Here is a 25,305-nt window from a genome sequence, read left to right as displayed (position 1 = left end):
AAAGGGGCTAAGGAATGATTTCCTATATCACCGTAGGCGTGGACGACATCGCACGCGCAGAGCAGTTTTACTCTGCTTTCCTGCCGGCCTTGGGCTATGAACTGGAGAGCTATCACGGCGATTTAAGCTATGCCTTGCCGGCCGAGCCGCGCCAGTCCGTTGCCTTGCCAGAATTTTATGTGAAATCGCCGTTCGACGGGCAACCTGCCTCAGCTGGTAATGGAACGATGGTTGCATTTGAGGCACGAAACCAAAAGCAGGTTCGTGATCTTCACGCGGCAGCGATTGCCGCGGGCGGGGCTGATGAAGGTCAGCCAGGCTTTCGGGACGCATACGGTTCGCATTTCTATGTTGGGTATCTTCGCGACCCTCAGGGAAACAAGATCGCGTTGTTTTCCAGCAATCCAAACGAACCTGGACGAGACGGGTAGAGCGAGCGTTTTCAAAGTTCCTCATGCGAGTGGCTTCGAAATCTAAATGGGTGCTTGTGATCTTCTGCTCAATGTCGACTGTACACTGAAACGGACTTGGGGCGGGCAAAGCCGCCCCATCCTTCGTTTAGCCACGTTCAGCCCGCACACCATCCGCGATCTGTTGCATCTGATCGGCAGGCAGGAAGCCGCGCAGCATTTCGGTGCCCAGAACAAAAGAAGGCGTACCCGAGATTTGCATCCGTTGCGCCAGCGCTCGGGTGCGAGTGATTTCATCTGTCACCCGATCGCTGTCCATCGCGGCGATGATTGCATCGCTGTCCAGACCCAATCCATCCGAAATGCGGCGCAAAGAGATTTCACTTGGCTCGCCGGTGAACTCCAGCAACGCGTCGTGCACTTGTTTGTAAGCATCGTCTCCGGCCACATGTTTGGTCGCAACCGCAAAGCGCGCAGACAGGACAGACGCGTCACCCAGAATGGGGAACTCTTTGATAATAAGCCGGATATTACCGTCTTCGGCCAGCAGATTGGCAACTTCGGGTACGGCACGGCGGCAATAGCCACAGCGGTAGTCCATGAACTCGACCAGCGTGATGTCCCCGTCCGGGTTGCCACCCACCCAGCTATAGCCATCGTTAAAAAGCTCGTCTTCGTTGGCCGCGATCAGTTCCTTGTCAGCCAGCGCTTCGGCTGCGGCGTTGCGCTGTTCCAGGATGTTAATCGCTTCGACAATGACTTCGGGGTTTTCAAGCAGGTATTCCCGTACCTGCGCGCCGAACTCAGCCTTTTCGGCGTCGCTCATCGCGTTCAGGTCCAACGCTTGCGCCGAAGTCGCAGCCATGGAAAGCCCCAGAAGGGCGGGTGCAGCATGTCTGAGGATCATTTCCGTTTCCTTTTCTTGAATCGTTCCGATGCAATCAGCACGTCTTGTGCCCTTTGCCAACCCGGAGAACCTTCGGGCAGTCGCGCCACAGCGCGTTTTGCGTGAATTCCGGCATCTTCCAGCCGCCCCTGCAACGCATATCGCTCGGCCGTCACGGTTGACGCCATACCGTTGTTACCCACTTTTGCATAAGCAACACCCAGGTCCTGCATCAAACGCGCGTTCCGAAAATCGCGCGCGCGCGCTTGTTCCAAGGCAGTAAGGGCCTGTTCCGTCTTGCCTTGTGCCAGCAGCGCTCGCCCGTAACCTGCAAGGATCAGGGCATTGTTAGGGGCCATTTCAACGGCACTTGCATACGCTTGAACAGCTTCGTTCACCTGTCTGTTTTCCAACAGAATTTGCCCCTTGAGTTCATAGTAGAACGGGTCATCCGGGCGGATAGCCAACGCTCCATCAATTGCGGTTCGGGCTTGGGACAGGTTGCGGTTTTGATGATGTGCCGAAGCTTCGCGCATCAGGCGAATGTCTCGATCGGTCTCTTCTTTGGCGCGCCGTAATGTCCAGTTGGGCGACCGCAAAAACGCCGAGAGTTTGCCTTTGATGCGGGCAAACCAGTAATCGGCGGTCGGATTGGGAACGGCCTTGTCTCCAAATTCGTCCAGAAAAGCTTCGGCGGCGCGCAGGCGTTCGCGGCTGGTGGGGTGCGACCGCATGTAGGGGTCCTGATTGGCAACGCTCAGCAACTCCTGCCCCGCGAATTTCCTGTGTAGTTCCACCATGCCGCTGGGTGAGATCTGCGCCCACCGAAGATAGCTGGCGGCACTGCGGTCAGCCGAAGCTTCTTCGGCGCGGGTATGGCCCAGAAAACTGCGAAGGGCTGCGCCCTGCGTGCCGGCAGCGATGCCAAGAGCAGCCTCTCCGCCGCCCGCTGCAGCCGCAAGCAGAGCCAGGGCTGTGCCGAGGCCCGCATTGCGCTGAGCCGCCTTAAGGTTTTCGGCGCGGCGCGCCAGATGACCATTGGCGATGTGGGCGGCTTCATGCGCGATGACGGCCTGCAACATCTCCGGGTTCTCTACGCTGAGAATCAGACCGTAGTTCACGTAGATTGCGTTGTAGTCGATGACAAAGGCGTTGAACGTGTTGTCGTTGACGACCAGAATCTGAACGCGATTGGTGTTCAACCCGGCTGCACGCAACACGGGAAAGGCCAGTTCACGCAGACCATGTTCGATATCGGGGTCGCGGATCAGGCTTTGCGCATGGGTTTGCGCCGCAGCCGCCAGCCAGACGACAGCTGCAAGCATCAGAGCCGGGATTGACGCCAGCCTGGATACGCGTTCAAAAGCCATGGCTGCAACATGGGAGATGGGCATGAGAAACTCAACCCGGTCCGGGGTCGATCCGTTTATTGTGATGGACGTGATGGAGGCCGCGCGTAAAGCGGAAGAGGCCGGACGCCATATCATCCACATGGAAGTCGGCCAGCCGGGAACAGGAGCGCCAAAAGGGGCAACGCATGCTCTGGCAAACGCCATGGAGCAAAACCCCTTGGGCTACACGGTGTCCTTGGGTCTGCCTGCGCTGCGCCAGCGGATCGCGCAGCTTTACGGGCAATGGTACGATGTCGACCTGAACCCCGAGAGGGTGGTGGTCACACCCGGATCTTCTGGCGGATTTCTGCTGGCGTTTACGGCGCTTTTTGACAGCGGGGATCGGGTCGGTATCGGCGCGCCCGGTTATCCCTCTTACCGCCAGATCCTCAAGGCGTTGGGTCTGGTGCCCGTCGATCTGCCCACTGCCCCTGAAAACAGGTTGCAACCTGTCGCCGATGACATTCGCGGTATGGACCTGAGGGGGCTGATGGTGGCCTCGCCTGCGAACCCAACGGGCACTATGCTTAATCACGCGGCCATGGGGGCGCTTATTGACGCGGCGCAGGGGCAAGGGGCTTCGTTCATCAGCGACGAAATCTATCACGGGCTGGAATACGAAGCGAAAGCCGTGACTGCGCTGGAACTGACGGATGAATGTTATGTGATCAACTCATTCTCCAAATATTTCTCGATGACAGGCTGGCGCGTCGGATGGATGGTGGTGCCAGAAGATCAGGTGCGTGTGGTCGAGCGGATTGCCCAGAACATGTTCATCTGTGCCCCCCATGCGAGCCAGGTTGCGGCAATAGCCGCGATGGATTGCGAAGACGAATTGCAGGCCAATCTGGACGTGTACCGCCGTAACCGTGCGTTGATGCTGGAAGGTTTGCCCAAGGCCGGGTTCACAAACATCGCCCCGCCTGATGGCGCGTTTTATGTGTATGCCGACGTTTCTGACCTGACCAATGACAGCCGTGCCTTTGCGGCAGAGATTCTGGAAAAGGCAGGCGTTGCGGTGACCCCGGGTCTCGACTTCGACCCTCAGCGTGGTCACACAACCCTCCGTTTCTCGTATGCCCGTGCGACGGCAGATATCGAAGACGGTCTTGAGCGTTTGCGCCTGTTCATGGCCGAACGCGATGCGATCACGGAGAAAGCCTGAGCCGTTCACAAAACGCAGCTAGTGTTATAGGCTGCCGTCCAAACGATCTCGGGAAAACTTGAGGCTATGAGCAGGATCTTCTTTTGCATCGCCCTGATATGGGCGCTGGCGAGCGGTGTGATGGCGCAGGATTTCAGCGCGCTGGCGCGTATTCAGCCAGACCAAAGCCGCATTACAGATGTTGGGCGTACAGGGGTGCAGGTGAATATCGGTCTCAGCCAAGGGGTACCGTACCGGATCTTCACCTTGCAGGATCCGTATCGGATGGTTCTGGATTTTAACGAGGTCGACTGGACTGGATTGAAGTCTCAGGATTTTCTGCAATCTGATCGCATCAGCGGGGTTCAGTTCGGGGCTTATGTTCCAGGCTGGTCGCGTCTGGTGCTGGAGTTGGGCGCGCCGATGGCGGTTGAAACGGCGCAGTTGTCAGTTGCCGAGGATTCGGGCGCAGCCGTGTTGTCCCTGAACCTCAAGGGCACGGATTTCGATACGTTCAACGCAACCGCGGGTGCGCCGCGCAATCCAGGCTGGGATCTGCCGGAACCCGCCAACCTGCCGCAAGTGGAACCACGCAGCGCCGACCGGCCCCTACGCGTCATGCTGGATCCGGGTCATGGCGGGATTGATCCGGGTGCCGAAGTTGGCGATGTGAATGAGAAGACGATGATGCTGACCTTCGCGCGTGAGCTGCGTGAAGTTCTTTTGCGTTCAGGCAGATACGAGGTGGTGCTGACGCGGGTTGAGGATCAGTTCGTGTCACTTGAGCGTCGGATTGCTTTGGCCCATCGGGCAGGGGCGGATCTGTTCATTTCGCTGCATGCCGATTCCCTGTCCGAAGGGCAGGCTCATGGCGCGGCGGTCTATACTTTGTCCGACGATGCCTCGGACGTGGCAAGTTCAAAACTGGCCGAGCGACACGACCGGGGGGATTTGCTTTCTGGTGTTGATCTCAGCGGCTCGGACGATCAGGTAGCCGATGTTCTGCTGGATCTGGCGCGGCAGGAAACCAAGCCGCGCACACGGTCGCTGGCTTCGGCAATTGCCAACGGCATGGCGCAGCAAGGCGGTCCAATGAACCGCAAACCCCTGCGCACGGCGTCTTTTTCGGTGCTCAAGGCGGCGGATATTCCTTCGGTTCTGGTCGAGCTTGGGTTCTTGTCCAGTCCCAGAGATCTGAAAAACCTCAAGGATCCGGAATGGCGGTCGAAAATGGCTCTGGGTATTTATCAGGGGCTTGAGGATTGGCGCCAGCAGGATGTGATCCGGAAATCCCTGATTGGCCAGTGACCTTGCGGCGCAAACCGGCTAGAATACGCTTGGTGTTTTGACCCTCAGGCGGCGCATCACTATATAGGCGGCACCGCGAGAAAAAGGCAGTAACGTGATCCGGTTTATTCTTTCGTTTTTCGGGGCCATCTTCAGCCTCGTAACTTTGGGTATCTTCATGGCCGCACTGGTAGTAGGTGCGGTGTTCTGGATGTATGGGCGCGACCTGCCCAGCCATGAATCGCTGGCACAGTACAAGCCTCCGACCATCAGCCGGATATATTCGGGCGAAGGTCAGCTGATTGACGAATTCGCACAAGAGCGACGTCTGTTCACCCCGTCCGAGGAAATTCCGGCTCTGGTAAAGCAAGCCTTCATCTCGGCGGAAGACAAAAACTTTTACACCCATCAGGGATATGACCCGCGCGGCATTATTGCGGCCGGGGTTGAGGCTGTGCGGACCAAGGGCGAAACCGTGCGCGGGGCGTCGACCATCACCCAGCAGGTGATGAAGAACTTTCTGCTGTCGGGTGACCGTCGGGCCGAACGCAAGATCAAGGAAATCATCCTCGCCACACGGCTTGAGGATACCTTGGACAAGGAACAGATCCTCGAACTTTACATGAACGAGATCTTTCTGGGTCAAAATTCTTATGGTGTGACCGCGGCCGCGCAAACGTATTTCAACAAGACTTTGCAGGAACTGGCTCCGCACGAGGCTGCAATGCTGGCCGCGATGCCCAAGGCACCTTCGGACTACCACCCGGTTCGCCAAAAAGAACGTTTGCTGGCGCGCCGCAATTATGTGCTGCGCGAGATGAATCAGAACGGTTATATCGATCAGGCGACCTATGAGACCGAAGTCGAAATGCCGCTGCGTTCGGTTCAGAACGGTGACTTTGAAAGCTTCCGCACCGCTTTGCCCCCACGTGACTATTTCACTGATGAAATCCGCCGCCAGCTGAGCGAAGATTTCGGCGAAGGTGAGTTCTTTACCGGCGGCTTCACCGTCCGCGCCTCGGTTGACGAAGAGATGCAGGTGGAAGCTGCCCGCGCACTGCGTGAGGCTTTGCAGAAGTATGACCGTTCGCGTGGCAGGTGGCGCGGCACGGGAGAAGTGATCCCGGAAGAAACCCTGGCGGATGAGGCGCAGTGGCGCGAAGCGCTTTCGATCATGGAAATTCCACGCGATGTAGTGCTGCCGACCCGGTGGTATCCTGCGGTCGTTCTGAATGTCGCTGACCAGCAGCTCACGGTCGGGATCGAAAACGGGCCTGCGGATGGTGTTATCCCACGCTCGGACATCAAATGGATGCAGGGCGATTTTGCAGCGAACTTCAAACGCGGTGACGTGATCCTTGTCATGGCTGGGGAAGAGGGGCAGTGGTCCGCGCGTCAGGTGCCTGAAGTGCAGGGCGGCTTTGTTGCGATGGACGTGAACTCGGGCCGTGTTCTTGCGATGCAGGGCGGGTTCTCATATCAGGATACTGTGTTTAACCGCGCCACACAGGCGCAGCGTCAGCCCGGATCGTCCTTCAAACCCTTCGTCTATGCCGCCGCGTTGGACAGTGGCTATAGCCCCGCAACTATCGTTGTGGATGCCCCGATTGAAGTAAACACGCCACAAGGTCTGTGGCGTCCAAAGAACTCGTCGAACAAGTTCTACGGACCGACACCGCTGCGCACCGGGATCGAGCAGTCGCGGAACCTGATGACCATCCGTTTGGCGCAAGAAGTCACGATGCCGGTGGTTGCAGGCTATGCGGAACGCTTTGGCGTCTACGACCGGATGGGGGCATTCCTTGCCAACTCGCTGGGGTCCGAAGAGACGACGCTTTACAAGATGGTGGCCGCCTATGCGATGTTTGCCAACGGTGGTCAGCGGGTCGAGCCCACTCTGGTCGACCGTATTCAGGACCGTTTCGGCAAAACCATTTATCGCCACGACGACCGACAGTGTCTGGATTGCGATTCTACGTGGATGGCCGCTGATGAATCTCCGACCCTTGTGACGGACCGCCCTCAGGTGATGGATGCGATTACCGCGTATCAGTTGACCTCAATGATGACAGGCGTGGTGGATCGCGGTACGGCCTCGCGTTATGTCAACCTGCCGGTGCCCACGGCGGGAAAGACCGGAACCACCAACGAATCCAAGGATGCGTGGTTCATCGGATTTACCTCGAACATCGTGGCGGGATGCTACATCGGGTATGATCGCCCGCGTCCGATGGGGCGGGGGGCTTACGGCGGCACAATGTGCGGCCCGGTGTTCCAAAGCTTCATGGAAAAAGCTGTCGAGAAATACGGCGGTGGCCCGTTCGAAGTGCCGGAAGGCGGTCATTTCATCAAGATCGACCGGTTCAGCGGCGCGCGACTTCCTGACGATGCCAGCGGTGATTATGTCGTGGCCGAATTCTTCCGCGATGGCGTCGATGGATTCATCGACCGTGTCTATGATGGTGGTTTTGCCATTGGCTCGGATCTGCCCTTGTTCGAGGAAGTACAGCGCGCAGGCGTTCAGGTTCAAACCTCGACAGGTCAGACAGTGACGGTGGGGCCCAAAGCGACGCAGGGTGATCTCAGTACCGGTGGTCTTTACTGATCGGCGTGGCGTAACAGCAATTGAAGCAGGTCGGCCTCTGGATCCGTTGTGATCGGGTCGCCTGATCTCCAATTAATCGACAAGGCGCATTTTGCTGCGGCCCATTTGGCCAGCTTGTGCTTTGGTACGTTCATTGCGTTGGCATAAAGTGTTAGGCAGTGCCTGATCTGTTCGGGGTTTCGCACAAGGACAGGCATCCCCTTTGGGTGACGCAAGGCGTTCGCAAGCTCAAAAGCCGGGTCACCAATATAGCCTTTGGCGTCGATCACCTTGGGACCTTCTTGCGTCAAAAGGATGTTGTCGGGGTGTAGGTCGCCGTGCAGTGCTATTTGTTGAGGTTGGTTTTCAAGCAGCGCGCGGGCCAGTGTGGCCGCTTTTTCAATGTCCCGTCGAAGAGACCACGGGCAAGTGTCGGCATATTGGACCGTGAACAAAGGCTCAAAAACGCTTTCCAAGGGCTTCAACCCCTGCAAGCGGACCCGGGGTGATTTATGTAAGCTCTGTGCCGTCTGTGCCAAAAGCGCGACCGCGCGATCCGGATTTCCGTTGCGGGCGATGTCGCCCAAGGAAGGACCATCCAACCACTCCATCAGCACAGCATCGGCCGTCTCGTTCAAAACTCGAACAACCCCGCGACCTTGCCAAGCAGCCATCAGGCGCGCGCCGGGGGCCTCGTTCCCCCTGTCTGCGCGGCGATAGACTTTCAAAGCCTGATGATCGCCAGCCTCGGTTTGAACCTTCCAAACGCGTGCGTGCCCGGTCTCTGCCACCAGAGAGATTGGGGTCAAACCCCATCTTTCCAAAATCTCAGCCGGTGTAGCCTGCATTCCGGTCCTGCCTGTCTTGTGGTGTCTTGCACCTCTTGCTATCACGCAGGCCTGATTGAGCAAGTTGGGACAAGACCATGCGCGCCGAAACCCAGAATATCGTGGCGGAAATCGAAAAGTCGCTGGAGCTGCTGGCGCAGCGTATGGACTATGAAACCGCGCCGCATCGCCTAGAGGAATTCAATGCGCGTGTCGAAGATCCGAACCTGTGGGACAACCCCGAGAACGCACAGAAACTGATGCGCGAACGGCAGATGCTGGTCGACGCGATCGAGACCTATGAGACCATCAAGACCGATCTCAGCGACAATGTCGAGCTGATCGAATTGGGTGAGATGGAAGAGGATGAAGAGGTCGTTCAGGACGCCGAAGCCGCGATCAAGGCGCTGCAGGGCAAAGCCGCCAAGAAAGAGCTTGAAGCACTGCTGGACGGTGAGGCCGACAGTAACGACACCTTCCTCGAAATCAACTCAGGCGCAGGTGGTACCGAAAGTTGTGACTGGGCTTCGATGCTGGCGCGGATGTACGTTCGCTGGGCCGAGAAAAAGGGTTATACGGTCGAGCTGCAGTCCGAGACCGCAGGCGAAGAGGCGGGCATCAAATCTGCCGCGTACAAGATCTCGGGCCATAACGCTTATGGCTGGCTGAAATCGGAAAGCGGCGTGCATCGGCTGGTGCGAATTTCGCCTTTTGACTCGGCGGCGAAACGCCATACCTCGTTCAGCTCGGTTTGGGTTTACCCGGTGGTGGATGACAATATCGAGATCGAGGTGAACCCGGCCGACATCCGCATCGACACCTACCGGTCCTCCGGTGCAGGTGGTCAGCACGTCAACACCACGGACTCGGCGGTTCGGATCACGCACATTCCAACCGGGATTGTGGTGACTTCGTCCGAGAAATCGCAGCACCAGAACCGCGATATCGCCATGAAGGCCCTGAAGTCGCGCTTGTATCAACAGGAACTGGACCGTCGGAACGCCGATATCAACGCCGCGCACGAGGCCAAAGGCGATGCAGGTTGGGGCAACCAGATCCGGTCCTACGTGTTGCAGCCGTACCAGATGGTGAAGGATTTGCGCACGAACCATGAGACTTCGGACACCAAGGGGGTGTTGGATGGTGATCTGGACGGGTTTATGGCAGCAACGCTGGCTCTGAACGTGGCAGGTAAAAGCCGGTCCGAGGCACAGGGCGACAGCTAAGGTGAACCGCCAGAGCTCTTTTCTGAACCTGCTGAAAGGGCACTGGCAGCTTATCCTGATCACCACATTGGTGTTTCTGCTTTGGAACACACCCGTTGTGGTTCCGCTGAAAATTCTGATCGTCTTTCTGCACGAGCTGTCTCACGCCGTGACGATTGTTTTGACCGGTGGCTCGGTCGAGAGCTTCTCGATCTCACCACAGCAGGGCGGAATGGTTGTTGGTCGGGGTGGCAACCGGTTTCTCAGCCTGTCCGCCGGGTATCTTGGCTCGCTTTTGCTGGGCATGGGCCTTTTGATCATTGCTTTGCGCACGCGGGCTGACCGTGCCGTTCTGGCGGGTTTTGGCGGGGTCATGTGTTTGGTGGGTGTGCTTTACATCCGCGATCTGTTTGCACTTGTGTTTTGTATCGGCGTCGGGTCGGCGATGATCGCCACCGCCTGGTATCTGCGCCGCGAGGTCAGCGACCTTGTGCTGCGCGTCATCGGGTTGAGCAGCGTGATCTATGTGCCGTTTGATATCTTTGACGACACGATCCGGCGCTCTGGGATACGCTCTGACGCGTTCATGTTGGCCGAGGAGTTCGGCGGAACAACAATGATGTGGGGCGGGGTATGGTTGGTGCTGAGTGGCATCGCGATTTATCTGTGCCTGCGTCATTGCCTTGGGTCGGACAGCAACCTGCATTTTGGCCGTGCACCTAGGTGAAGTGTTCCAGGGGTGTGCTGGGAAAAGATACATTTAAACAGTGGGTTTAAATGAGTTGAACCGCTCGCTAGGCTGTTGAAGACGAACAACAGACTGGCGTGTTATGGACCTGACCCGGATATCGGCTGCAGAGCTTTTGAAACAACTGACAACCCGGCAGGTTTCAGCGACGGAGGTTATGCGCGCCACACTTGATCGTATCGCGGCGGTGAATGGCGATGTGAACGCCATCGTTGCGCTGCGCGATGAGAGTGCGTTGATGGAAGAGGCGCGGAAGCACGACAGTGGCCCAATCACCGGCCCGCTGCACGGGCTGCCAATTGCGGTCAAGGATTTGGTCAATGTGGCCGGTGTGGTCTCGTCTCACGGATCGCCTTTGTTCAAAGGTGTCGTGCCGGACAGTGACGATTTGATTGCCGCCCGGATGCGGGATGCGGGGGCGATCCTGATCGGAAAGACCAACACGCCGGAATTCGGATTGGGATCGCACACATTCAACCCGGTTTATGGTGCGACGCGCAACCCCTATGACGCTGACCACACCTGCGGAGGTTCGTCCGGCGGGGCGGCGGTGGCCCTGGCCACTGGAATGGTGGCGCTGGCAGACGGGTCCGACATGATGGGCAGTCTGCGTAACCCAGCGGCCTGGAACAATGTCTACGGCTTTCGCCCAAGCTGGGGCAGGGTGCCGTCTGATCCCGTTGGCGACAACTTTCTGCATCAATTGTCGACACTTGGTCCCATGGCCCGCAGCCCCAAGGATTTAGGCATTTTGCTCGACGTGATTTCAGGACCAGACCCGCGCGTGCCTTTGGCGTCTGAAAGCGCTCCGGTGTCGCCGGTGACACCGGCGGACATGCAGGGGCTGCGGATCGGTTGGCTTGGGGATTGGGGCGGGGCGTTCCCGATCGAGCCTGGCATTCTCGACCTTTGTAAAGATGCGTTGGCCGTGTGTGAAAGCCTTGGCGCTGATGTGCAAGACGTGGATCCGCCCTTCGATGCTGAGCAGCTTTGGACCAGTTGGATCACGCTAAGGTCGTTCAGCGTGGCAGCGGGGCTGGAGCCTTTGGCCGCACAAAAGGATCATCTGAAAGATACCGCACAATGGGAACTGGATCGCGGGTTGGCCATGCGTGCGATGGAGGTACAGCACGCCAGCGTCATCCGCTCAGACTGGTTCCGTCGTGCGGCGGACCTGTTCACACAGTTTGACGCACTGATCCTACCATCAGCGCAGGTCTGGCCCTTCGGGATCGAGACCCCGTACCCGACCAGCATCGCGGGTCGGGCAATGGATACCTATCACCGGTGGATGCACGTAACAGTGCCCGTCAGCCTGATTGGATTGCCCTGTTTGGCTGCGCCTGCTGGCTTTGGATCAAACGGCTTGCCGATGGGATTCCAGCTCTTCGGGCCACGGGGCTCGGACAAGAAACTACTGTCAATTGGGGCGGCCTATCATGCCGAAACCCACTGGCCAAATAAGAGACCGGCGAAGCCATAACGCCGGACAGGGAGGAGAGGACAACATGGATAAGCCTTTTGGAGTGCCAGATATGCGACCGGTCGATACCGACATGTTGCGCACGGCCTTGCAGCGCGCATGGGCCGATTTCCGTCGCGCACCGCTTTTCGGGCTGATCTTTGCGGGTTTTTATGTGCTGGCGGGATGGGCCATGGCGTGGGTAACCGTTCAGACAGGGACAACGTTTTGGCTGGTGCTGGCGGCCATCGGGTTTCCGTTGATCGGACCGTTTGCGGCAGTCGGGCTTTACGAGGTCTCGCACCGGCTTGAGCAGGGTGAGCCCTTGGATTTTGGTGCAATCTTTGGTGTGGTGGTACAGCAGAGCCGCAGGCAGTTGCCGTCGATCTGCGCAATCATCGTTGTGATGTTTCTGTTCTGGTTCTTCCTGGGGCACATGATCTTTGCCCTGTTTCTGGGGCTGGCCACGATGACCAACATCTCGACCTCGACCGAAGTGTTCTTCACTCTGAACGGCCTGACCATGCTGGCCGTTGGAACGGCGGTTGGGGCGATCTTTGCGACCGTTCTGTATATGATCACCGTTTTGTCGATCCCTTTGTTGCTGGATCGTGAGCTGGATTTTGTCACGGCCATGATCACAAGCTTTTCCTACGTTAAGGAAAACCTGCTTGTCATGCTGGGCTGGGGCGCCTTTATCGCGGTTGTAACGTTCGCGGCGATGGTGCCGTGGTTTCTGGGGTTGTTGATTGTTCTGCCATTGCTTGGCCACGCTAGCTGGCATCTTTATCGGCAGATCACGCAGAGTGATGGTTGACCGGAAGCCCCAACCGAGACCGACTAAAAATGCTGCGCAAGATTGTTTGTGGACAGGCGCGCAGCGGCAAAAATCGCGGCCGAGTCGTGCCCTAGATACTTGAGGACAACCGGTTCCGGGTTGGATGTATCGGCCGAGTTGACCACAGATCCGCGCCATTGAACCGCGGTTCCCGTGGCATCGGGTGAGATCAGATAGACCCGGCTGTTATGCCCGCCCCGCTGGGAGGTCAGCATGTACACGGTATCGCCGCTACAAGCTGCGATCCCTTGTATCTCACGGGCCTGCGGAGTGGATTCAGGCATCGCCGCACGCGAGACGTAACCCCGTATCAAGGTGCATTGGGCCAATGGTCGGGCATGCAACAGTGTCATGCGATGCTCGTCCGAAAGGCTTTCGATCACCGCATAAAACCCAGGCGAAAATGGCGATTTCTCAATCGCGTCCGACCCGGAGCCCAGAAACTCGGTCAGGGCTGAGGTTGCTGGGTGGCTTTCTGACTTTTCGATCTCATCCAGTGGTTTGAGAAGAATACGGGCATCTACGTCGAAAAAACGACAGATCCTGTCCAGAACATCGGGTCGGGGAACGCTTTCACCAGAAAGATACCTGTTAAACTGCGTCCGGTTTACCCCGATTTTGCGACACAGGGCCGAGATCGAGCGATGCTGCTGCGCCAAGCGCCGAAGATTCTCGCTGAACATTGCGCGTAGCTCTTCAGGACTGCGGGTATCGTCGGTCATGGCCGTCCAAGTGTTGCTGTGTCTTCGGGTGAAACCAACTGAACACCAAGGCCAAGGCCAGTTGCACAGTGATAAATCGCACAGAATAACCCCAAGCAACGTATCCCCACGTCGCGTTGCAGGCTCAACGCTAGCGCCGTATAGCACAAAGGCAATAGGCTTTATCTGAAAATGACTGATCTTTATCCGGAAACTCGGAGCCTATTGCAATTATAGCGCAAAAGGATCACGTGGGTGGTGAGCGTATTGCGCCTCCAACCCAAGAAGTACCCCCATCCCAAATGAGCAGGGATGGGGGGTCATGTTCAATCGCCGCGCAGCAAAGCTGCGACACCGGTCCGCGCGATCTCAACAAGGCCCAGAGGGCGCATGAGGTCGGCAAAGGCATCGATCTTGTCAGGTGCGCCGGTGATTTCAAAGATGAACGAATTGAGCGTGCTGTCGACAACATTGGCGCGGAAAATATCGGCTAGGCGCAGCGCCTCGACCCGTTTGTCGCCTTCGCCAACCACTTTGATGATGGCCAGTTCCCGTTCCACTGATGGACCTTCGACCGTCAGGTCATGCACGTCATGCACGGTCACGATCCGACCCAGCTGCGCCTTGATCTGCTCGATCACCTGCGGGGTGCCGGTGGTAACGATGGTAATGCGGCTGAGGTGACCGGTGTGATCCACCTCGGCCACGGTCAGGCTTTCGATGTTGTAGCCTCGGCCCGAAAATAGACCGATCACGCGGGCCAAAACACCAGGCTCGTTTTCAACCAGCACCGCGATTGTGTGGCGTTCCTGTACGTCCGAGAAGGTGGGGCGTAGGTTATAGGCCGAATGGCGGGTAGAGCCTTTTTTGATATGTAGGGCAGACATTTATGTCCCTTTCATCATCCTTGAGATGCCGGGCGCAACAAGGCGCCCGACCAAATCCGTCGAATTGCGTTAAACCAGAACCGAACCTTTGCTATCGATCACGCCCTGCGTTTCGGCTTCACCCAACAACATCTCGTTATGTGCCTTGCCCGACGGGATCATCGGGAAGCAGTTCTCGTGCTTTTCAACCAGACAGTCGAAGATCACCGGACCGTCATAGTTGATCATCTCCATGATCGCATCGTCCAGATCGGCGGGGTCGGAACACAGGATGCCTTTCGCGCCAAACGCCTCAGCCAGTTTGACGAAATCGGGCAGCGCCTCGGACCAGGAATGCGAGTATCGCTCGCCATGCAGCAGTTCCTGCCACTGGCGGACCATGCCCAGACGTTCGTTGTTCAGGATGAACTGTTTCACCGGCAGGCGGTACTGAACGGCTGTGCCCATTTCCTGCATGTTCATCAACCACGACGCTTCACCGGCCACGTTAATGACCAGCGCATCCGGGTGCGCCATCTGCACACCGATAGAGGCCGGGAAACCATAGCCCATCGTGCCCAGACCACCCGAAGTCATCCAGCGGTTGGGGTCTTCGAACCCAAGATATTGCGCGGCCCACATCTGGTGCTGGCCCACTTCGGTGGTGATGTAGCGGTCGTGCTTTTTGGTCAGCTCTTCAAGACGTTGCAGCGCGTGCTGAGGTTTGATGGTCTTTTCGCTGGCAGTAAAGGCAAGGCAATTCACCTTACGCCATTCAGCGATCTGTGCCTGCCATTGCTTGATAGCCGCCGCGTCGGTCTTGCGACCGCGCGCTTTCCAGACCTTCAGGATGTCTTCCAGCACATGGGCCACATCGCCCACAATCGGGATATCGACGCGGATCACCTTGTTGATGGACGAGGGGTCAATGTCGATATGCGCTTTCTTCGAGTTTGGAGAGAACGCATCGACGCGCCCGGTGATCCGGTCATCGAACCGGGCACCGACATTGATCATCAGGTCGCAGTCATGCATTGCAAGGTTGGCTTCATACAGACCATGCATTCCCAACATGCCCAGCCAGTTTTCACCAGACGCAGGGTAGGCCCCCAATCCCATCAGGGTCGAGGTGACAGGGATACCAGTCGAGTCAACCAATTCGCGCAGAAGTTGGCTGGCCGCGGGGCCCGAGTTGATTACGCCGCCACCTGTGTAGAAAACCGGCTTTTTGGCGGTTTCGATGGCGGCAACCAGCTCGGTGATTTCCTCAAGGTCGCCCTTTAATACCGGCTGGTAATGCGATGTCGAAGGCTTCGGGCTCGTGTATTCGCCGGACGCAAACTGAACGTCCTTGGGAATGTCGATCAACACTGGGCCTGGCCGACCCGAGGTGGCTACGTGGAAGGCCTCGTGCATCGTGCCGGGCAGAGAATCCGTGTCCTTCACCAGCCAGTTATGTTTGGTGCAGGGGCGGGTGATGCCTACGGTGTCAGCCTCCTGAAAGGCGTCAGAACCGATCATGAAAGTAGGAACCTGACCCGTCAGGACCACAATCGGGATCGAATCCATCAAAGCATCGGTCAGGCCGGTGACAGCGTTGGTGGCACCGGGACCAGAGGTCACAAGCGCAACGCCGGGCTTGCCGGTCGAACGCGCATAACCTTCGGCTGCGTGAACCGCACCTTGTTCGTGACGCACCAGAATGTGGCGAATGTCATTCTGCAGAAAGATCTCATCATAGATCGGTAGGACGGCGCCACCGGGGTATCCGAATACCGTGTCCACACCCTGATCCTTGAGGGCCTGAACCACCATCTTTGCGCCGGTCATCTCACGTGTCATCTGCTTTGCTCCGTTCGCGACATGTGTCTTGCGTTTTGCCAAAAAAAAGCCCCCGACTTTTTTCGGAGGCGCATGGGTTCGATTATGGTTTTCCGTTACCGGCCCATGCGCGTTTTTCCTACGATTACGACTAGCGCTTTCATCGCCAGAGGCTCCTTCTTTGCGTGCAGGGACATTATGGTCGGGGGGAAGGGGCGTCAACAGGCAAAATCGCAAATTTCCTGTCCTGATGGCGGTATTTTGCGACATTTTATTGCGCAGATTGCCGCATGTTGGGAACTTCCGGGAAAACGCGGCTCGATTCTCTGGTTTTGCCGTCGCATTTTGGGGTCTGAAAGCGTCAAGCCAATGTCTGAAATTGGCATGATCCGCCGACATGTCTGCTGCACGGTCATCCGTAGGGCGCATGCAAGGGAGGCGGAAAATGCTGCAAGACCTGGTAGACCTTGGACGGTACCCGATCGATTGCCCGGACTCTCCAGCCTATGATCGGTTGATCAGAGATCTGAGGAAGGAACTGGAGCATGATGGGTGCGCGGTCCTGCCAGGGTTTGTGCATGAAAAAGGCATCGAGCTTTTGGCCGAGGAGGCCGACGCGGTTGCCCCCAAAGCGCACCGCTCTTTCAGCCGCACAAACGCGTATTTCACAAAAGACGATCCAAGGTTTGGTATCGGGCATCCGATACGTCGGTTCTATGAACGTTCAAACGCCTTTGTTCCGGCGGACAATTTTCATCAGTCCGGACCTTTGCGGCGGATTTATGAGTTCGCGGATTTTCTGCCGTTCATTCGGGCTGCCCTGAATGAACCCGAGGATCAGTTCTTCCGCTATGATGATCCGCTGGCTGATGTGATCATCAACGTGGTGGAAGAAGGGCAGGGCTTTCCCTGGCACTTCGACACGAACAACTACACAGTGACCCTGGCCATCCAGAATGGCGAGTCAGGAGGGGCGTTCGAATACGTTCCCAATCTTCGCACATCTGACGACGAAAACTTTGCTCAGGTAGCCTCGGTTCTGGATGGGAACATGACACGTGTTCACCAGTTGGATCTTCAGCCCGGGGATTTGCAGATCTTCAAAGGGCGGTATTCGCTCCACCGGGTGGCACCTGTCACCGGAAAGCGCCGCCGCTACGTTGGTATTTTCTCGTTTGTCGAAGCTGAAGGCATGTGCGGCGGGGTCGAGCGGACGCAGCAGCTTTATGGCCGTGTGTTGCCGCACCATTATGAACGCGCGGGTCTGCGCAAAGATCAATTGCTGGATTGAAATCCCATCGCGGGTAAACTGAAGCGGTTCATTGTCGGAGCTTCGAATGCCTGAGATTTTGCAACTTACCCCATTTGTGCTGTGTTCGTCTTTGCAGAACCAAATCGATTTCTACTGTGACCGCCTTGGGTTTACCTGCGGGTTCAGGCAGGAAAACTACGCCTTCCTTTCGCTCGGGCCGGTGGCTATTCGCTTGTTGGAATGCCCCGCGCGGGAAGACGGCAAGCCACTGGGCGACGATCAGTCGTTTTACATTGATGTGGACGATGCAGATGGCCTGTACGAAAGCCTGAAATCCGGTCTGGCTGATTTGCCCAAAGGGCGCGTGCGACCGCCGTTTGACCAACCTTATCTACAGCGGGAATTTCACGTTTTGGACGAGGACGGAACACTGGTGTTTTTTGGGCAGGACATAAGACCTCGGACCTAAATACCGCGCCCAGGGTAGCCATTCAGTCATGTAACTTCAAATTAGACGCGCCGCGCGTGCGCGCAGATCAGAAGCCGACGCCAGTACCTTGCAGCACACCGTGTTCCAACGCATAGCGTGTCAGACCAGCGGTGGAAGAAATACCCAGTTTGCGCTTGATGTTCTTGCGGTGGGTCTCGACCGTGCGCACCGAGATCTCGAGTTTTTGGGCGACTTCCTTGTTGGATTTGCCCTGTGCAAGTTCCAGCAGGATCGTCTGTTCGCGCCCGGTCAGAGCTTCGCGCGCACTGTCCGGTTTTGGTTTCAGCGATCCGCTGGCACCGGTGCACAGGTATTGTTCGCCATGCATGACGGCGTCGATGGCCTGTTTGATCTCTTCCGTGGGTACATCCTTGAGGATGTAACCTTTGGCGCCATGGCTGAGAGCGGTCGAGATATATTCGGGGCTATCATGCATCGACAGGATCAGGATGCGCGTTTCGGGAAGGCGTTCAAGGATGATTTCCGTTGCGCTGAGGCCGCCGAGGCCCGGCATGTTGAGGTCCATCAGGATCACGTCGGGGGCCAGGTCAACGGCCTGATCCACAGCAGCCTGACCACTACCGAGCGTGCCGACCACGTTGATGTCGTCATAGCTTTCCAGGATAGACTGGATGCCCTCGGCCACCATTGGGTGGTCGTCAACAATAAGAACCCGGGTGCTGTCAGAGCTCATGTACCGGCCTTTCGGTTCGGAGTTGCGTCTTCCTGCGGCGGCAGAAGATGGCTCAGCGGCAAGCTGGCTTCGATCACCGTTCCGCCTCGCGGTCCGCGTGATGACAGAATCCTTAAGGATCCGTCAAGCTGTTCGATACGCTCCTGCATGTTGCGCAGGCCGATGCCTGTGGTTGCCGTGCCAGGTTCGGTGCGTAACCCGCGGCCGTTATCAGTGATCCGCATGGTCGCGCCTTTCTTATGTCCGCGCAGGTCTATCGTAACATGCGTAGCGCCGGAATGGCGTTCAATATTGGTCAGAGCCTCTTGGGCTATGCGATAGAGGGCAATCTTGCTGTCCTGATCCAGCCGGTTGCGGAATACGACGGTCGAGAATTCGGTCTCGATCCCGGTACGGTCGCGGAAATCGTCAGTCAACGCCTTCAGCGCAGGTCCCAGGCCCAGATCGTCCAGCACACCCGGACGCAGGTCGCGGCTGATGCGCCGTACCTCGGTAATGGCGGTGCCAAGGTGGTCGATCCCTTTTTTCAGCGGATCGCGCGCGCCGATGTCATCGCCGCGTGACAGACGGCGGCGGGCATTGTCCAGCGCATAGCGTACACCGACAAGGATCTGGCTGATACCATCATGCAGCTCACGCGCAACCCGGCCGCGCTCTTCTTCCTGCGCGTCGAAGACACGTTGGGTCAGTTCCTTCAGCTTGGCATCAGCCAACCGGCGTTCGCGAATGTTCAGCAACATGCCCGAAGCAAAAACGATGAGGACAGCCGCCAGCACGATTGCACCGATATACATGAAGGTGCGTTGTACACGGGCTTCGACCTCGGCCCGCGCGTTGGCCACTGTGGCGACAATGTCATCGATGAATACACCCGTGCCCACGACCCAACGCCAGTCCTGAAGCCCGACCACATAAGCGATCATCTGCGCCTCTTCCCCGGTTGAGGGCTTCTGCCACATGAAGCTGTGCCAACCCGCCCCTTGGCGGGCGAGGCGAATGAATTCGTCGACGATGGGTGTGCCTTCGCTGTCGGTCAGTCCCTCCCAGTTCTGGTTGATGAACTGCGTCTGTCTGGGGCTGACCAAGTTGTTCCCGTCATAGTCATAGACAAAGAAGAACCCGTCCTGACCATAGATCATCGCCGAAAGGATTTGCGTGACCAGGTTTTTTGCGACCTCGTCATCGGGTTCAGCCCGGCCATAGATGTAAGCAAATCCGTTGCGCGCTTGGGTGACATAGTTGCGCAACTCTTCCTTTTTGGCCTCGATCAGGCTGCGCTCCAGTGCCTCGATCTCGCGCTCGGCTGTCGCGCGGGCCTCGTAAGCCACCAACACGGCGATTGCAGCCACAGCGACCACCAGTGGGATAGCGGCCACCAGAGACAATTTCTGCGCATAGGTCAGCGAGACCAGTTGACGGAGTCTTTGCATAGTCGAATCGATACGCAAGCGGCGGCGAAAATGCAAAAGGAATGGGCAGGATCACCAAAATGGCGAGTTTTTTGCGTTGTTTACTTGGAGGATGGTTAAAGAATCTGTGAAAAACGGTAAAAGAAACCGCCCGTCTACGCAGTAGTAGGTATTCCCATTCACATCTCTGTCATTAGGCTGACGCGCATTGAATGCGACAGGTCCGGCTGTGCCGGATTGTGACTATGAAGGGGAGGAACACTCATATGGATCGTCGTTCATTTCTGAAAAAATCCGCGCTGGGCGGATCAGCAGCTGCAGCAACCGCTCTGGCGGCACCGGCCTACGCTCAGGGCCAGCGCACGCTGACCATGGTGACTTCGTGGGGTCGCGGTCTGGCGGGCGTGTTTGATAGCGCGCAGCGCTGTGCCGACAGCATCAACGCGATGTCCGATGGCAGCCTGAATGTTGAGATCAAGGCAGCAGGCGAACTGGTTGGCGCGTTCGAAGTGTTTGACGCGGTATCTTCGGGTCAGGCCGACATGTATCACGCCGCTGACTACTACTTTGTGGGTCAGCACCCGGGCTATGCGTTCTTCACCGCCGTGCCGTTCGGCATGACCGCGCAAGAACTGGTGAACTGGTATTACCACGATGGCGGTATGGAGCTGCATGATGAACTGGGTTCGATCTTTGGCCTGAAATCCTTCCTGGCTGGCAACACCGGCGCGCAGGCAGGCGGTTGGTACTCGAAAGAGATCAACGGTCCTGAGGATTTCCAGGGTCTTAAGTTCCGTATGCCGGGTCTGGGCGGCCAGGCGCTGGGTAAGCTGGGCGCATCGGTTCAGAACATTCCGGGCTCGGAAGTGTATCAGGCGCTGTCCTCTGGTGCGATTGACGGCACCGAGTGGATTGGTCCCTGGGCGGACGAAAAGGCCGGTTTCCAGGAAATCACCAAGACTTACTACACCGCTGGCTTCCACGAGCCGGGCGCAGGTCTGTCGCTGGCGACCAACCGCGACGTGTTCGACAGCCTGACACCAGCGCAGCAGAAGATCATCGAGATCGCCGCCGCCGAAGCGCACCAGTGGAACCTGGCGCAGTTCCTGGCCAACAACGGTGCAGCCCTGCAGCGTCTGCAGTCCGGTGGTGTCAAGGTCATGGAGTTCCCGGACAGCGTTTGGGACGCCTTTGGTCAGGCTTCGCAAGAAGTTCTGGACGAAAACATGGGCGACGAGCTGTTCAAGCAGATCCATGACAGCGCGATGGCGTCGATGGCCTCGTCTTCGGCCTGGCTCAACCTGTCGTCGGGTGCTTACACCGCACAGCGCGACCGCGTTCGCGGCTAAACATCAGCCAATAAAGTAAACGGTTTCCCCGCAATCGCGGGGAAGCCTTTCCTGTTGCATATGCGCGGACCCATCATGCCGCTATAATAAGCAATGCAACTGACGCGACCCGGGGACAACATGCAGGACGACAACGGTATTTCGTTTTTCGGCGCCCTGTGGAATGGACTGATATGGTTCATTCAGAACATTGCCGAAGCCTTCTATAATTTCGGATATGCGGTCACGCATCCGCAGCTGTGGCTGAACTGGTCGGACAAAGAAGCGATCATGCGCTTTGTCTACTACGGGGGCTCGGTCGAGTTCTTCTTTGTGGTCTTCACACTGTTTCTGGTTCTGACGGCCATCGGCCTCTACTATCGGAACTTCATGTGGGGCATGGTTCGGGGGCTGGAAGGGTTCGCAAACGTCACCGGGCGTTTCTTTGCCTGGGCAGGGCTGCTGATGGTAATTCAGCAGATCGTCATTGTATTCATGCAACGCGTGTTCACACGGGCCGACATGGCCTTTGGCCTGGGTATCCCTTTTCAGAAGGATATCAGTTGGTTCGCGGAAGAACTTAAACTCTACAACGCAATGGTCGTGTGCCTTTGCTGCACATACACCTTCGTTCAGGGCGGACATGTGCGGGTTGACCTGATCTATGCGGGCATCAGCCACCGCGCCAAGCGCGTTGTCGATATGTGCGGCGCGATGCTGTTCATGATGCCCATGGCAGTGCTGACATGGATGTACGGCTGGTACTTTATGTGGCGGCACCTGATTGTGCCGAAACCTTCGGCCAGTGACACCTTGGATCGTCTCGTGGCCAAGTCACGCGCACTGCGCTGGAACGTTGAAACCATCGGGTTCAGTCCCAACGGGTTCAACGCGTATTTCCTGTTCAAGATCCTGCTGGTGCTGTTTGCAGGCATGGTGTTCCTGCACGCGATAGCGTTCCTGTGGCGGTCGTATCTGGAATACGTGGAAGGGCCGGAAAGCGCCGGAAAATACCTCGACAAGGACAGCCTTGGCGAGGGTGAAGAAGCCTATGAAGGCGCACATTAAGGACGGAGACCAAGACAATGCTATTCGGACTTGATGGCGTCGAGATAGGCCTCATTATTGTATTCTTCTGCCTTTTCGGAGGCATCCTGTCCGGTTTTCCGGTGGCCTTTGCCATCGGCGGGGCCGGGGTTATTTCCTTCGGGATCATTGCAGCCTTGGACAGCGCAGGATTGCTGATCCATCAGGCAATTGACACAGGCTCGCAAGCCTACCGAGATGTCGTGAACTCGGGTGTGAAGCCCGATACGATATCTGTGTTCCGATACCCCGACTTACCAAGGATCGCCGAGCCGGTCTTTGTTCAAGGTTGGGAAACCGCTTTGGACCGCAATGTTTCGTTCATCGTGAACCGCATGAACGAGCGTGTTCTGGCCGGTCAGTCCATCGAGACACTTTTGGCCGTGCTGATGTTCGTTCTGATGGGCATCACGCTTGAACGCTCAAAGATCGCCAACGATCTGCTAACCACAATGGCGCGCGTCTTTGGCCCCTTGCCGGGCGGTCTGGCGGTGTCGATTGTGGTTGTTGGCGCATTCCTCGCGGCCTCGACAGGTATCGTCGGCGCAACCGTGGTGACCATGGGCCTGCTGGCCTTGCCGACCATGTTGCGGAACAATTACTCGCCTGAGCTGGCGACTGGTGTAATTGCGGCCTCGGGCACGTTGGGACAGATCATTCCACCGTCGATTGTTATCGTTTTGCTGGGAACGCTGGCCGGTGATCTTTATTCGACCGCGCAAGAAACGCGCGCGGTCGAGGCCGGATGTACCGATGCGTTGACCTATCTGGGTGAGCCCGCGGTGGTTTCGGTCGGAACCCTGTTTCAGGCGGCACTTCTGCCAGGGATCATGCTGGCCTTGCTGTATGCGCTCTATGCCTTTGGGTACGCGTTGCTGAACCCGGACAAAGCGCCAGCCGTTGAATTGGCCGGTGGGTCGGGTGAGACGATCACCCGTTCTGAGGGGCTGACCTGGCTGCTGGGCGCGCCGGTTGCGATCGTTGTCGGTGCCGTGCTTTTGGGCAGTGCGGGCGTAATCGGCAGCCAGAACATCTCGGTCTCAGCATTCTCGGATGTCGGGCAGGGCGCATCGCTGCGCACCAACGTATCGGAAGAATGCAAGGCATCAATGATCGATCTGCATGGCCAGTCCGCCTGGGATCAGGCGGTTGCCGAGCAGGAAGAGATCGACGCTGCCGGTGGTATCGCCAATGCTGAACGCCTGAGCGAGGAGGAGCTGGCAGCAGCCCGCGAGGCAAAAATCGCAAATGCTGCGCCGATTGGAAACGGAGTTGCGGTTTTTGTAGTGCTGCTGGCGCTGACCCTGGTTCTGGGTCGGGGCATCGCGCCCTCGCGCTCGCCACAGCCTTTGATCGTTGGAGCGATTGGTCTTTTGTTGATGTTGTTGGTCGATGTTCTGTTTGTTGCACCGACAACATCTGCGGGGCTGACATTTGTTCTGTTGGCCATTCCCTTTGCCATTGCGATCTATGGTTGCCGGGAAGCGGCAGCACGCTGTGCGACCAACGACCTGATCCGCGTGGTGTTCCCGCCATTGGTCCTGATCATCGCGGTGCTGGGTTCGATCCTGGGCGGTATCACCAACCCGACACCTGCCGCCGCATTGGGTGCGGGCGGGGCAATCATGCTGGCCGCTTATCGCAAACTGCATGATCAGGGTCGTTCCGGCGGTGTCATCATCTGGTCGACCTTTGCCGTGATCATCTGTTTGCTGTTGGGCGTGAACTTTGACCTCAGGGTCAATCAGGAAGGTGCTTCGGTTGAAACCGTGATCGCTTTTGTTCTGGCTTATGCAACGTATCTGTATGCTCTGTTTGGCCTGTTGTTTGGCTGCTGGGTGTTGTTTTCGAGCGGTGTTCTGACGCCTGTTGTTCGCGAGACGGCCAAAGTGACCTCGATGGTCTTTACCATTCTGATCGGATCACAGTTGCTGAACCTTGTGGTGATCTCGTTTGGCGGCGAACACTACATTCAGCAGTTCCTGAAAAGCTTTGACAACGAGTTCACAGTCTTCCTGATCGTGATGCTGGTGCTGTTCATTCTGGGCTTTGTGCTGGACTTCCTCGAGATCATCTACATCGTGATCCCCATCGTGGGGCCGGTGATCTATGGTGGATCTTTCGATCCGAAATGGGTGACTATCATGGTGGCTGTGAACTTGCAGACTTCGTTCCTGACGCCACCCTTCGGGTTCGCCTTGTTCTACCTAAGGGGGGTCGCACCAAAAGAGGTCACGACCGGCCACATATACCGAGGGATCATTCCGTTTGTGTTGATCCAGGTGGTCGGCATCGGGATCTTGTGGTTCTTCCCTTCAATCGTCACCATCGTTCCGGATCTGATCCCGAATTGATCCCGGTGAGCAAGATGCAAAGGGGGCCCGATGGCCCCCTTTTCTTTTTTGCTTTGGAAAAGGGGCCAGCCCCTTCTTGGCCTGCGGCCAATTCATCCCCGAGGTATTTGTAGCCAGATGAAGATGCGGATCAGTTGAATTCTATCAGGTCCCACCGATTGCCGAAGAGGTCGCGCCAGACTGCGACCTGGCCATAAGGCTCGGAGCGTGGGGATTCCTCGAACGTCACGCCCCGTGCCAGCATGTCGGCATGATCTCGATGGAAATCATCGGTTTGCAGGAAGAAACCCACACGACCGCCGGTCTGGTTGCCAATAGCGGCTTCCTGATCGGGGCCGTCAGCTTTGGCCAGCAGTAGAGAACTGCCATTTGAGCCGGGAGGGGAGATCAGCACCCAGCGTTTGCCGTTCCCCAGGTCGATGTCTTGCAGAAGCTGGAATTTGAGTGTTTCGGTATAAAATGAGATCGCGGCATCGTAGTCGGGCACCACAAGGGTGACCGCGTGCAAGTTCTGCTTCATGA

At 57.4% G+C, this 25,305-nt stretch carries 22 protein-coding genes; 13 read left to right on the top strand and 9 right to left on the bottom strand.

Features of this window, described 5'->3' with window-relative positions; translation table 11 throughout:
- Positions 1-14: 14 nt before the first annotated feature.
- Positions 15-431 carry a VOC family protein gene (locus ACR0EV_RS09440; protein WP_480799855.1) on the top strand — a complete coding sequence of 139 codons (417 nt, stop codon included), beginning with the start codon at positions 15-17 and terminating at the stop codon, positions 429-431.
- 127 nt (positions 432-558) lie between these two features.
- On the opposite strand, the gene ACR0EV_RS09435 is transcribed toward ACR0EV_RS09440, so the two are convergent.
- Together ACR0EV_RS09435 and ACR0EV_RS09430 are read right to left on the bottom strand one after the other, a co-directional pair.
- Positions 559-1,317 (bottom strand): DsbA family protein, encoded by a 759-nt coding sequence (locus ACR0EV_RS09435; protein WP_480799854.1) that lies wholly within the window; start codon positions 1,315-1,317, stop codon positions 559-561.
- Positions 1,314-2,690 (bottom strand): M48 family metalloprotease, encoded by a 1,377-nt coding sequence (locus tag ACR0EV_RS09430; RefSeq protein WP_480799853.1) that lies wholly within the window; start codon positions 2,688-2,690, stop codon positions 1,314-1,316. Before ACR0EV_RS09430 ends, ACR0EV_RS09435 begins: the two co-directional genes overlap by 4 nt.
- Between ACR0EV_RS09430 and ACR0EV_RS09425 the strand changes: the two genes are divergently transcribed.
- The 3 genes from ACR0EV_RS09425 (at position 2,689) to ACR0EV_RS09415 (ending at position 7,723) form a co-directional block, all read left to right on the top strand.
- Positions 2,689-3,852, top strand: coding sequence for a pyridoxal phosphate-dependent aminotransferase (locus ACR0EV_RS09425; RefSeq protein WP_480799852.1), 1,164 nt, complete (start codon positions 2,689-2,691; stop codon positions 3,850-3,852). The genes ACR0EV_RS09430 and ACR0EV_RS09425 overlap by 2 nt on opposite strands.
- A gap of 66 nt (positions 3,853-3,918) precedes the next feature.
- Positions 3,919-5,139, top strand: a complete 1,221-nt coding sequence (locus tag ACR0EV_RS09420; RefSeq protein ID WP_480799851.1) for an N-acetylmuramoyl-L-alanine amidase — start codon at positions 3,919-3,921, stop codon at positions 5,137-5,139.
- 94 nt (positions 5,140-5,233) lie between these two features.
- A complete protein-coding gene (locus ACR0EV_RS09415; protein WP_480799850.1) occupies positions 5,234-7,723 on the top strand; it encodes a penicillin-binding protein 1A in 2,490 nt (829 codons plus the stop codon).
- Here ACR0EV_RS09415 and ACR0EV_RS09410 read toward each other — a convergent pair.
- Positions 7,717-8,550: an aminoglycoside phosphotransferase family protein gene (locus tag ACR0EV_RS09410; protein ID WP_480799849.1), complete on the bottom strand. Its 834-nt coding sequence runs from the start codon at positions 8,548-8,550 to the stop codon at positions 7,717-7,719. The two genes, ACR0EV_RS09415 and ACR0EV_RS09410, sit on opposite strands and share 7 nt — an antisense overlap.
- A 77-nt stretch (positions 8,551-8,627) precedes the next feature.
- On the opposite strand from ACR0EV_RS09410, the gene prfB reads away from it, so the two are divergent.
- The 4 genes from prfB to ACR0EV_RS09390 all read left to right on the top strand — a co-directional run bounded on the left by prfB (position 8,628) and on the right by ACR0EV_RS09390 (position 12,761).
- Positions 8,628-9,755 (top strand): peptide chain release factor 2, encoded by a 1,128-nt coding sequence (prfB, locus tag ACR0EV_RS09405; RefSeq protein WP_480799848.1) that lies wholly within the window; start codon positions 8,628-8,630, stop codon positions 9,753-9,755.
- A gap of 1 nt (position 9,756) precedes the next feature.
- On the top strand, positions 9,757-10,461 hold the full coding sequence (locus tag ACR0EV_RS09400) for a M50 family metallopeptidase (protein ID WP_480799847.1): 705 nt from the start codon (positions 9,757-9,759) through the stop codon (positions 10,459-10,461).
- A 103-nt stretch (positions 10,462-10,564) separates the two neighbouring features.
- On the top strand, positions 10,565-11,965 hold the full coding sequence (locus tag ACR0EV_RS09395; RefSeq protein WP_480799846.1) for an amidase: 1,401 nt from the start codon (positions 10,565-10,567) through the stop codon (positions 11,963-11,965).
- Between the two features lie 25 nt (positions 11,966-11,990).
- Positions 11,991-12,761 (top strand): DUF2189 domain-containing protein, encoded by a 771-nt coding sequence (locus ACR0EV_RS09390; RefSeq protein ID WP_480799845.1) that lies wholly within the window; start codon positions 11,991-11,993, stop codon positions 12,759-12,761.
- Positions 12,762-12,784: 23 nt separating this feature from the next.
- Here ACR0EV_RS09390 and ACR0EV_RS09385 read toward each other — a convergent pair whose 3' ends face one another.
- The 3 genes from ACR0EV_RS09385 to ACR0EV_RS09375 all read right to left on the bottom strand — a co-directional run bounded on the left by ACR0EV_RS09385 (position 12,785) and on the right by ACR0EV_RS09375 (position 16,191).
- Positions 12,785-13,504 carry a helix-turn-helix domain-containing protein gene (locus tag ACR0EV_RS09385; RefSeq protein ID WP_480799844.1) on the bottom strand — a complete coding sequence of 240 codons (720 nt, stop codon included), beginning with the start codon at positions 13,502-13,504 and terminating at the stop codon, positions 12,785-12,787.
- A 305-nt stretch (positions 13,505-13,809) separates the two neighbouring features.
- Positions 13,810-14,370, bottom strand: a complete 561-nt coding sequence (gene ilvN, locus ACR0EV_RS09380) for an acetolactate synthase small subunit (RefSeq protein WP_170382781.1) — start codon at positions 14,368-14,370, stop codon at positions 13,810-13,812.
- 69 nt (positions 14,371-14,439) lie between these two features.
- Positions 14,440-16,191 carry an acetolactate synthase 3 large subunit gene (locus tag ACR0EV_RS09375; RefSeq protein ID WP_480799843.1) on the bottom strand — a complete coding sequence of 584 codons (1,752 nt, stop codon included), beginning with the start codon at positions 16,189-16,191 and terminating at the stop codon, positions 14,440-14,442.
- 424 nt (positions 16,192-16,615) lie between these two features.
- Here ACR0EV_RS09375 and ACR0EV_RS09370 point away from each other — a divergent pair, with 424 nt between their 5' ends.
- Together ACR0EV_RS09370 and ACR0EV_RS09365 are read left to right on the top strand one after the other, a co-directional pair.
- The gene (locus tag ACR0EV_RS09370; RefSeq protein ID WP_480799842.1) at positions 16,616-17,461 is read left to right on the top strand and encodes a HalD/BesD family halogenase; all 846 of its coding nucleotides are present in this window, start codon (positions 16,616-16,618) and stop codon (positions 17,459-17,461) included.
- Positions 17,462-17,507: 46 nt separating this feature from the next.
- Positions 17,508-17,891: a bleomycin resistance protein gene (locus tag ACR0EV_RS09365; RefSeq protein ID WP_480799841.1), complete on the top strand. Its 384-nt coding sequence runs from the start codon at positions 17,508-17,510 to the stop codon at positions 17,889-17,891.
- A 67-nt stretch (positions 17,892-17,958) separates the two neighbouring features.
- On the opposite strand, the gene ACR0EV_RS09360 is transcribed toward ACR0EV_RS09365, so the two are convergent.
- Together ACR0EV_RS09360 and ACR0EV_RS09355 are read right to left on the bottom strand one after the other, a co-directional pair.
- Positions 17,959-18,606, bottom strand: a complete 648-nt coding sequence (locus ACR0EV_RS09360; RefSeq protein WP_480799840.1) for a response regulator transcription factor — start codon at positions 18,604-18,606, stop codon at positions 17,959-17,961.
- Positions 18,603-20,036, bottom strand: coding sequence for a cache domain-containing protein (locus ACR0EV_RS09355; RefSeq protein ID WP_480799839.1), 1,434 nt, complete (start codon positions 20,034-20,036; stop codon positions 18,603-18,605). The genes ACR0EV_RS09360 and ACR0EV_RS09355 overlap by 4 nt, the downstream gene beginning before the upstream one ends.
- Positions 20,037-20,281: 245 nt before the next feature.
- Here ACR0EV_RS09355 and ACR0EV_RS09350 point away from each other — a divergent pair, with 245 nt between their 5' ends.
- The 3 genes from ACR0EV_RS09350 to ACR0EV_RS09340 all read left to right on the top strand — a co-directional run bounded on the left by ACR0EV_RS09350 (position 20,282) and on the right by ACR0EV_RS09340 (position 24,783).
- Positions 20,282-21,364, top strand: coding sequence for a TRAP transporter substrate-binding protein (locus ACR0EV_RS09350; protein ID WP_480799838.1), 1,083 nt, complete (start codon positions 20,282-20,284; stop codon positions 21,362-21,364).
- Between the two features lie 120 nt (positions 21,365-21,484).
- Positions 21,485-22,411 carry a TRAP transporter small permease subunit gene (locus ACR0EV_RS09345; protein WP_171090601.1) on the top strand — a complete coding sequence of 309 codons (927 nt, stop codon included), beginning with the start codon at positions 21,485-21,487 and terminating at the stop codon, positions 22,409-22,411.
- Between the two features lie 17 nt (positions 22,412-22,428).
- Positions 22,429-24,783 (top strand): TRAP transporter large permease, encoded by a 2,355-nt coding sequence (locus tag ACR0EV_RS09340; protein ID WP_480799837.1) that lies wholly within the window; start codon positions 22,429-22,431, stop codon positions 24,781-24,783.
- A gap of 130 nt (positions 24,784-24,913) precedes the next feature.
- Here the strand turns inward: ACR0EV_RS09340 and ACR0EV_RS09335 are convergent, their stop codons facing one another.
- Positions 24,914-25,303: a VOC family protein gene (locus tag ACR0EV_RS09335; RefSeq protein WP_480799836.1), complete on the bottom strand. Its 390-nt coding sequence runs from the start codon at positions 25,301-25,303 to the stop codon at positions 24,914-24,916.
- Positions 25,304-25,305 lie beyond the last annotated feature (2 nt).

This window comes from Ruegeria sp. CF8, from assembly GCF_056537285.1.
Note: the sequence above shows the minus strand (reverse complement) of the source record. Positions and strands in the feature narration are given on the sequence as shown.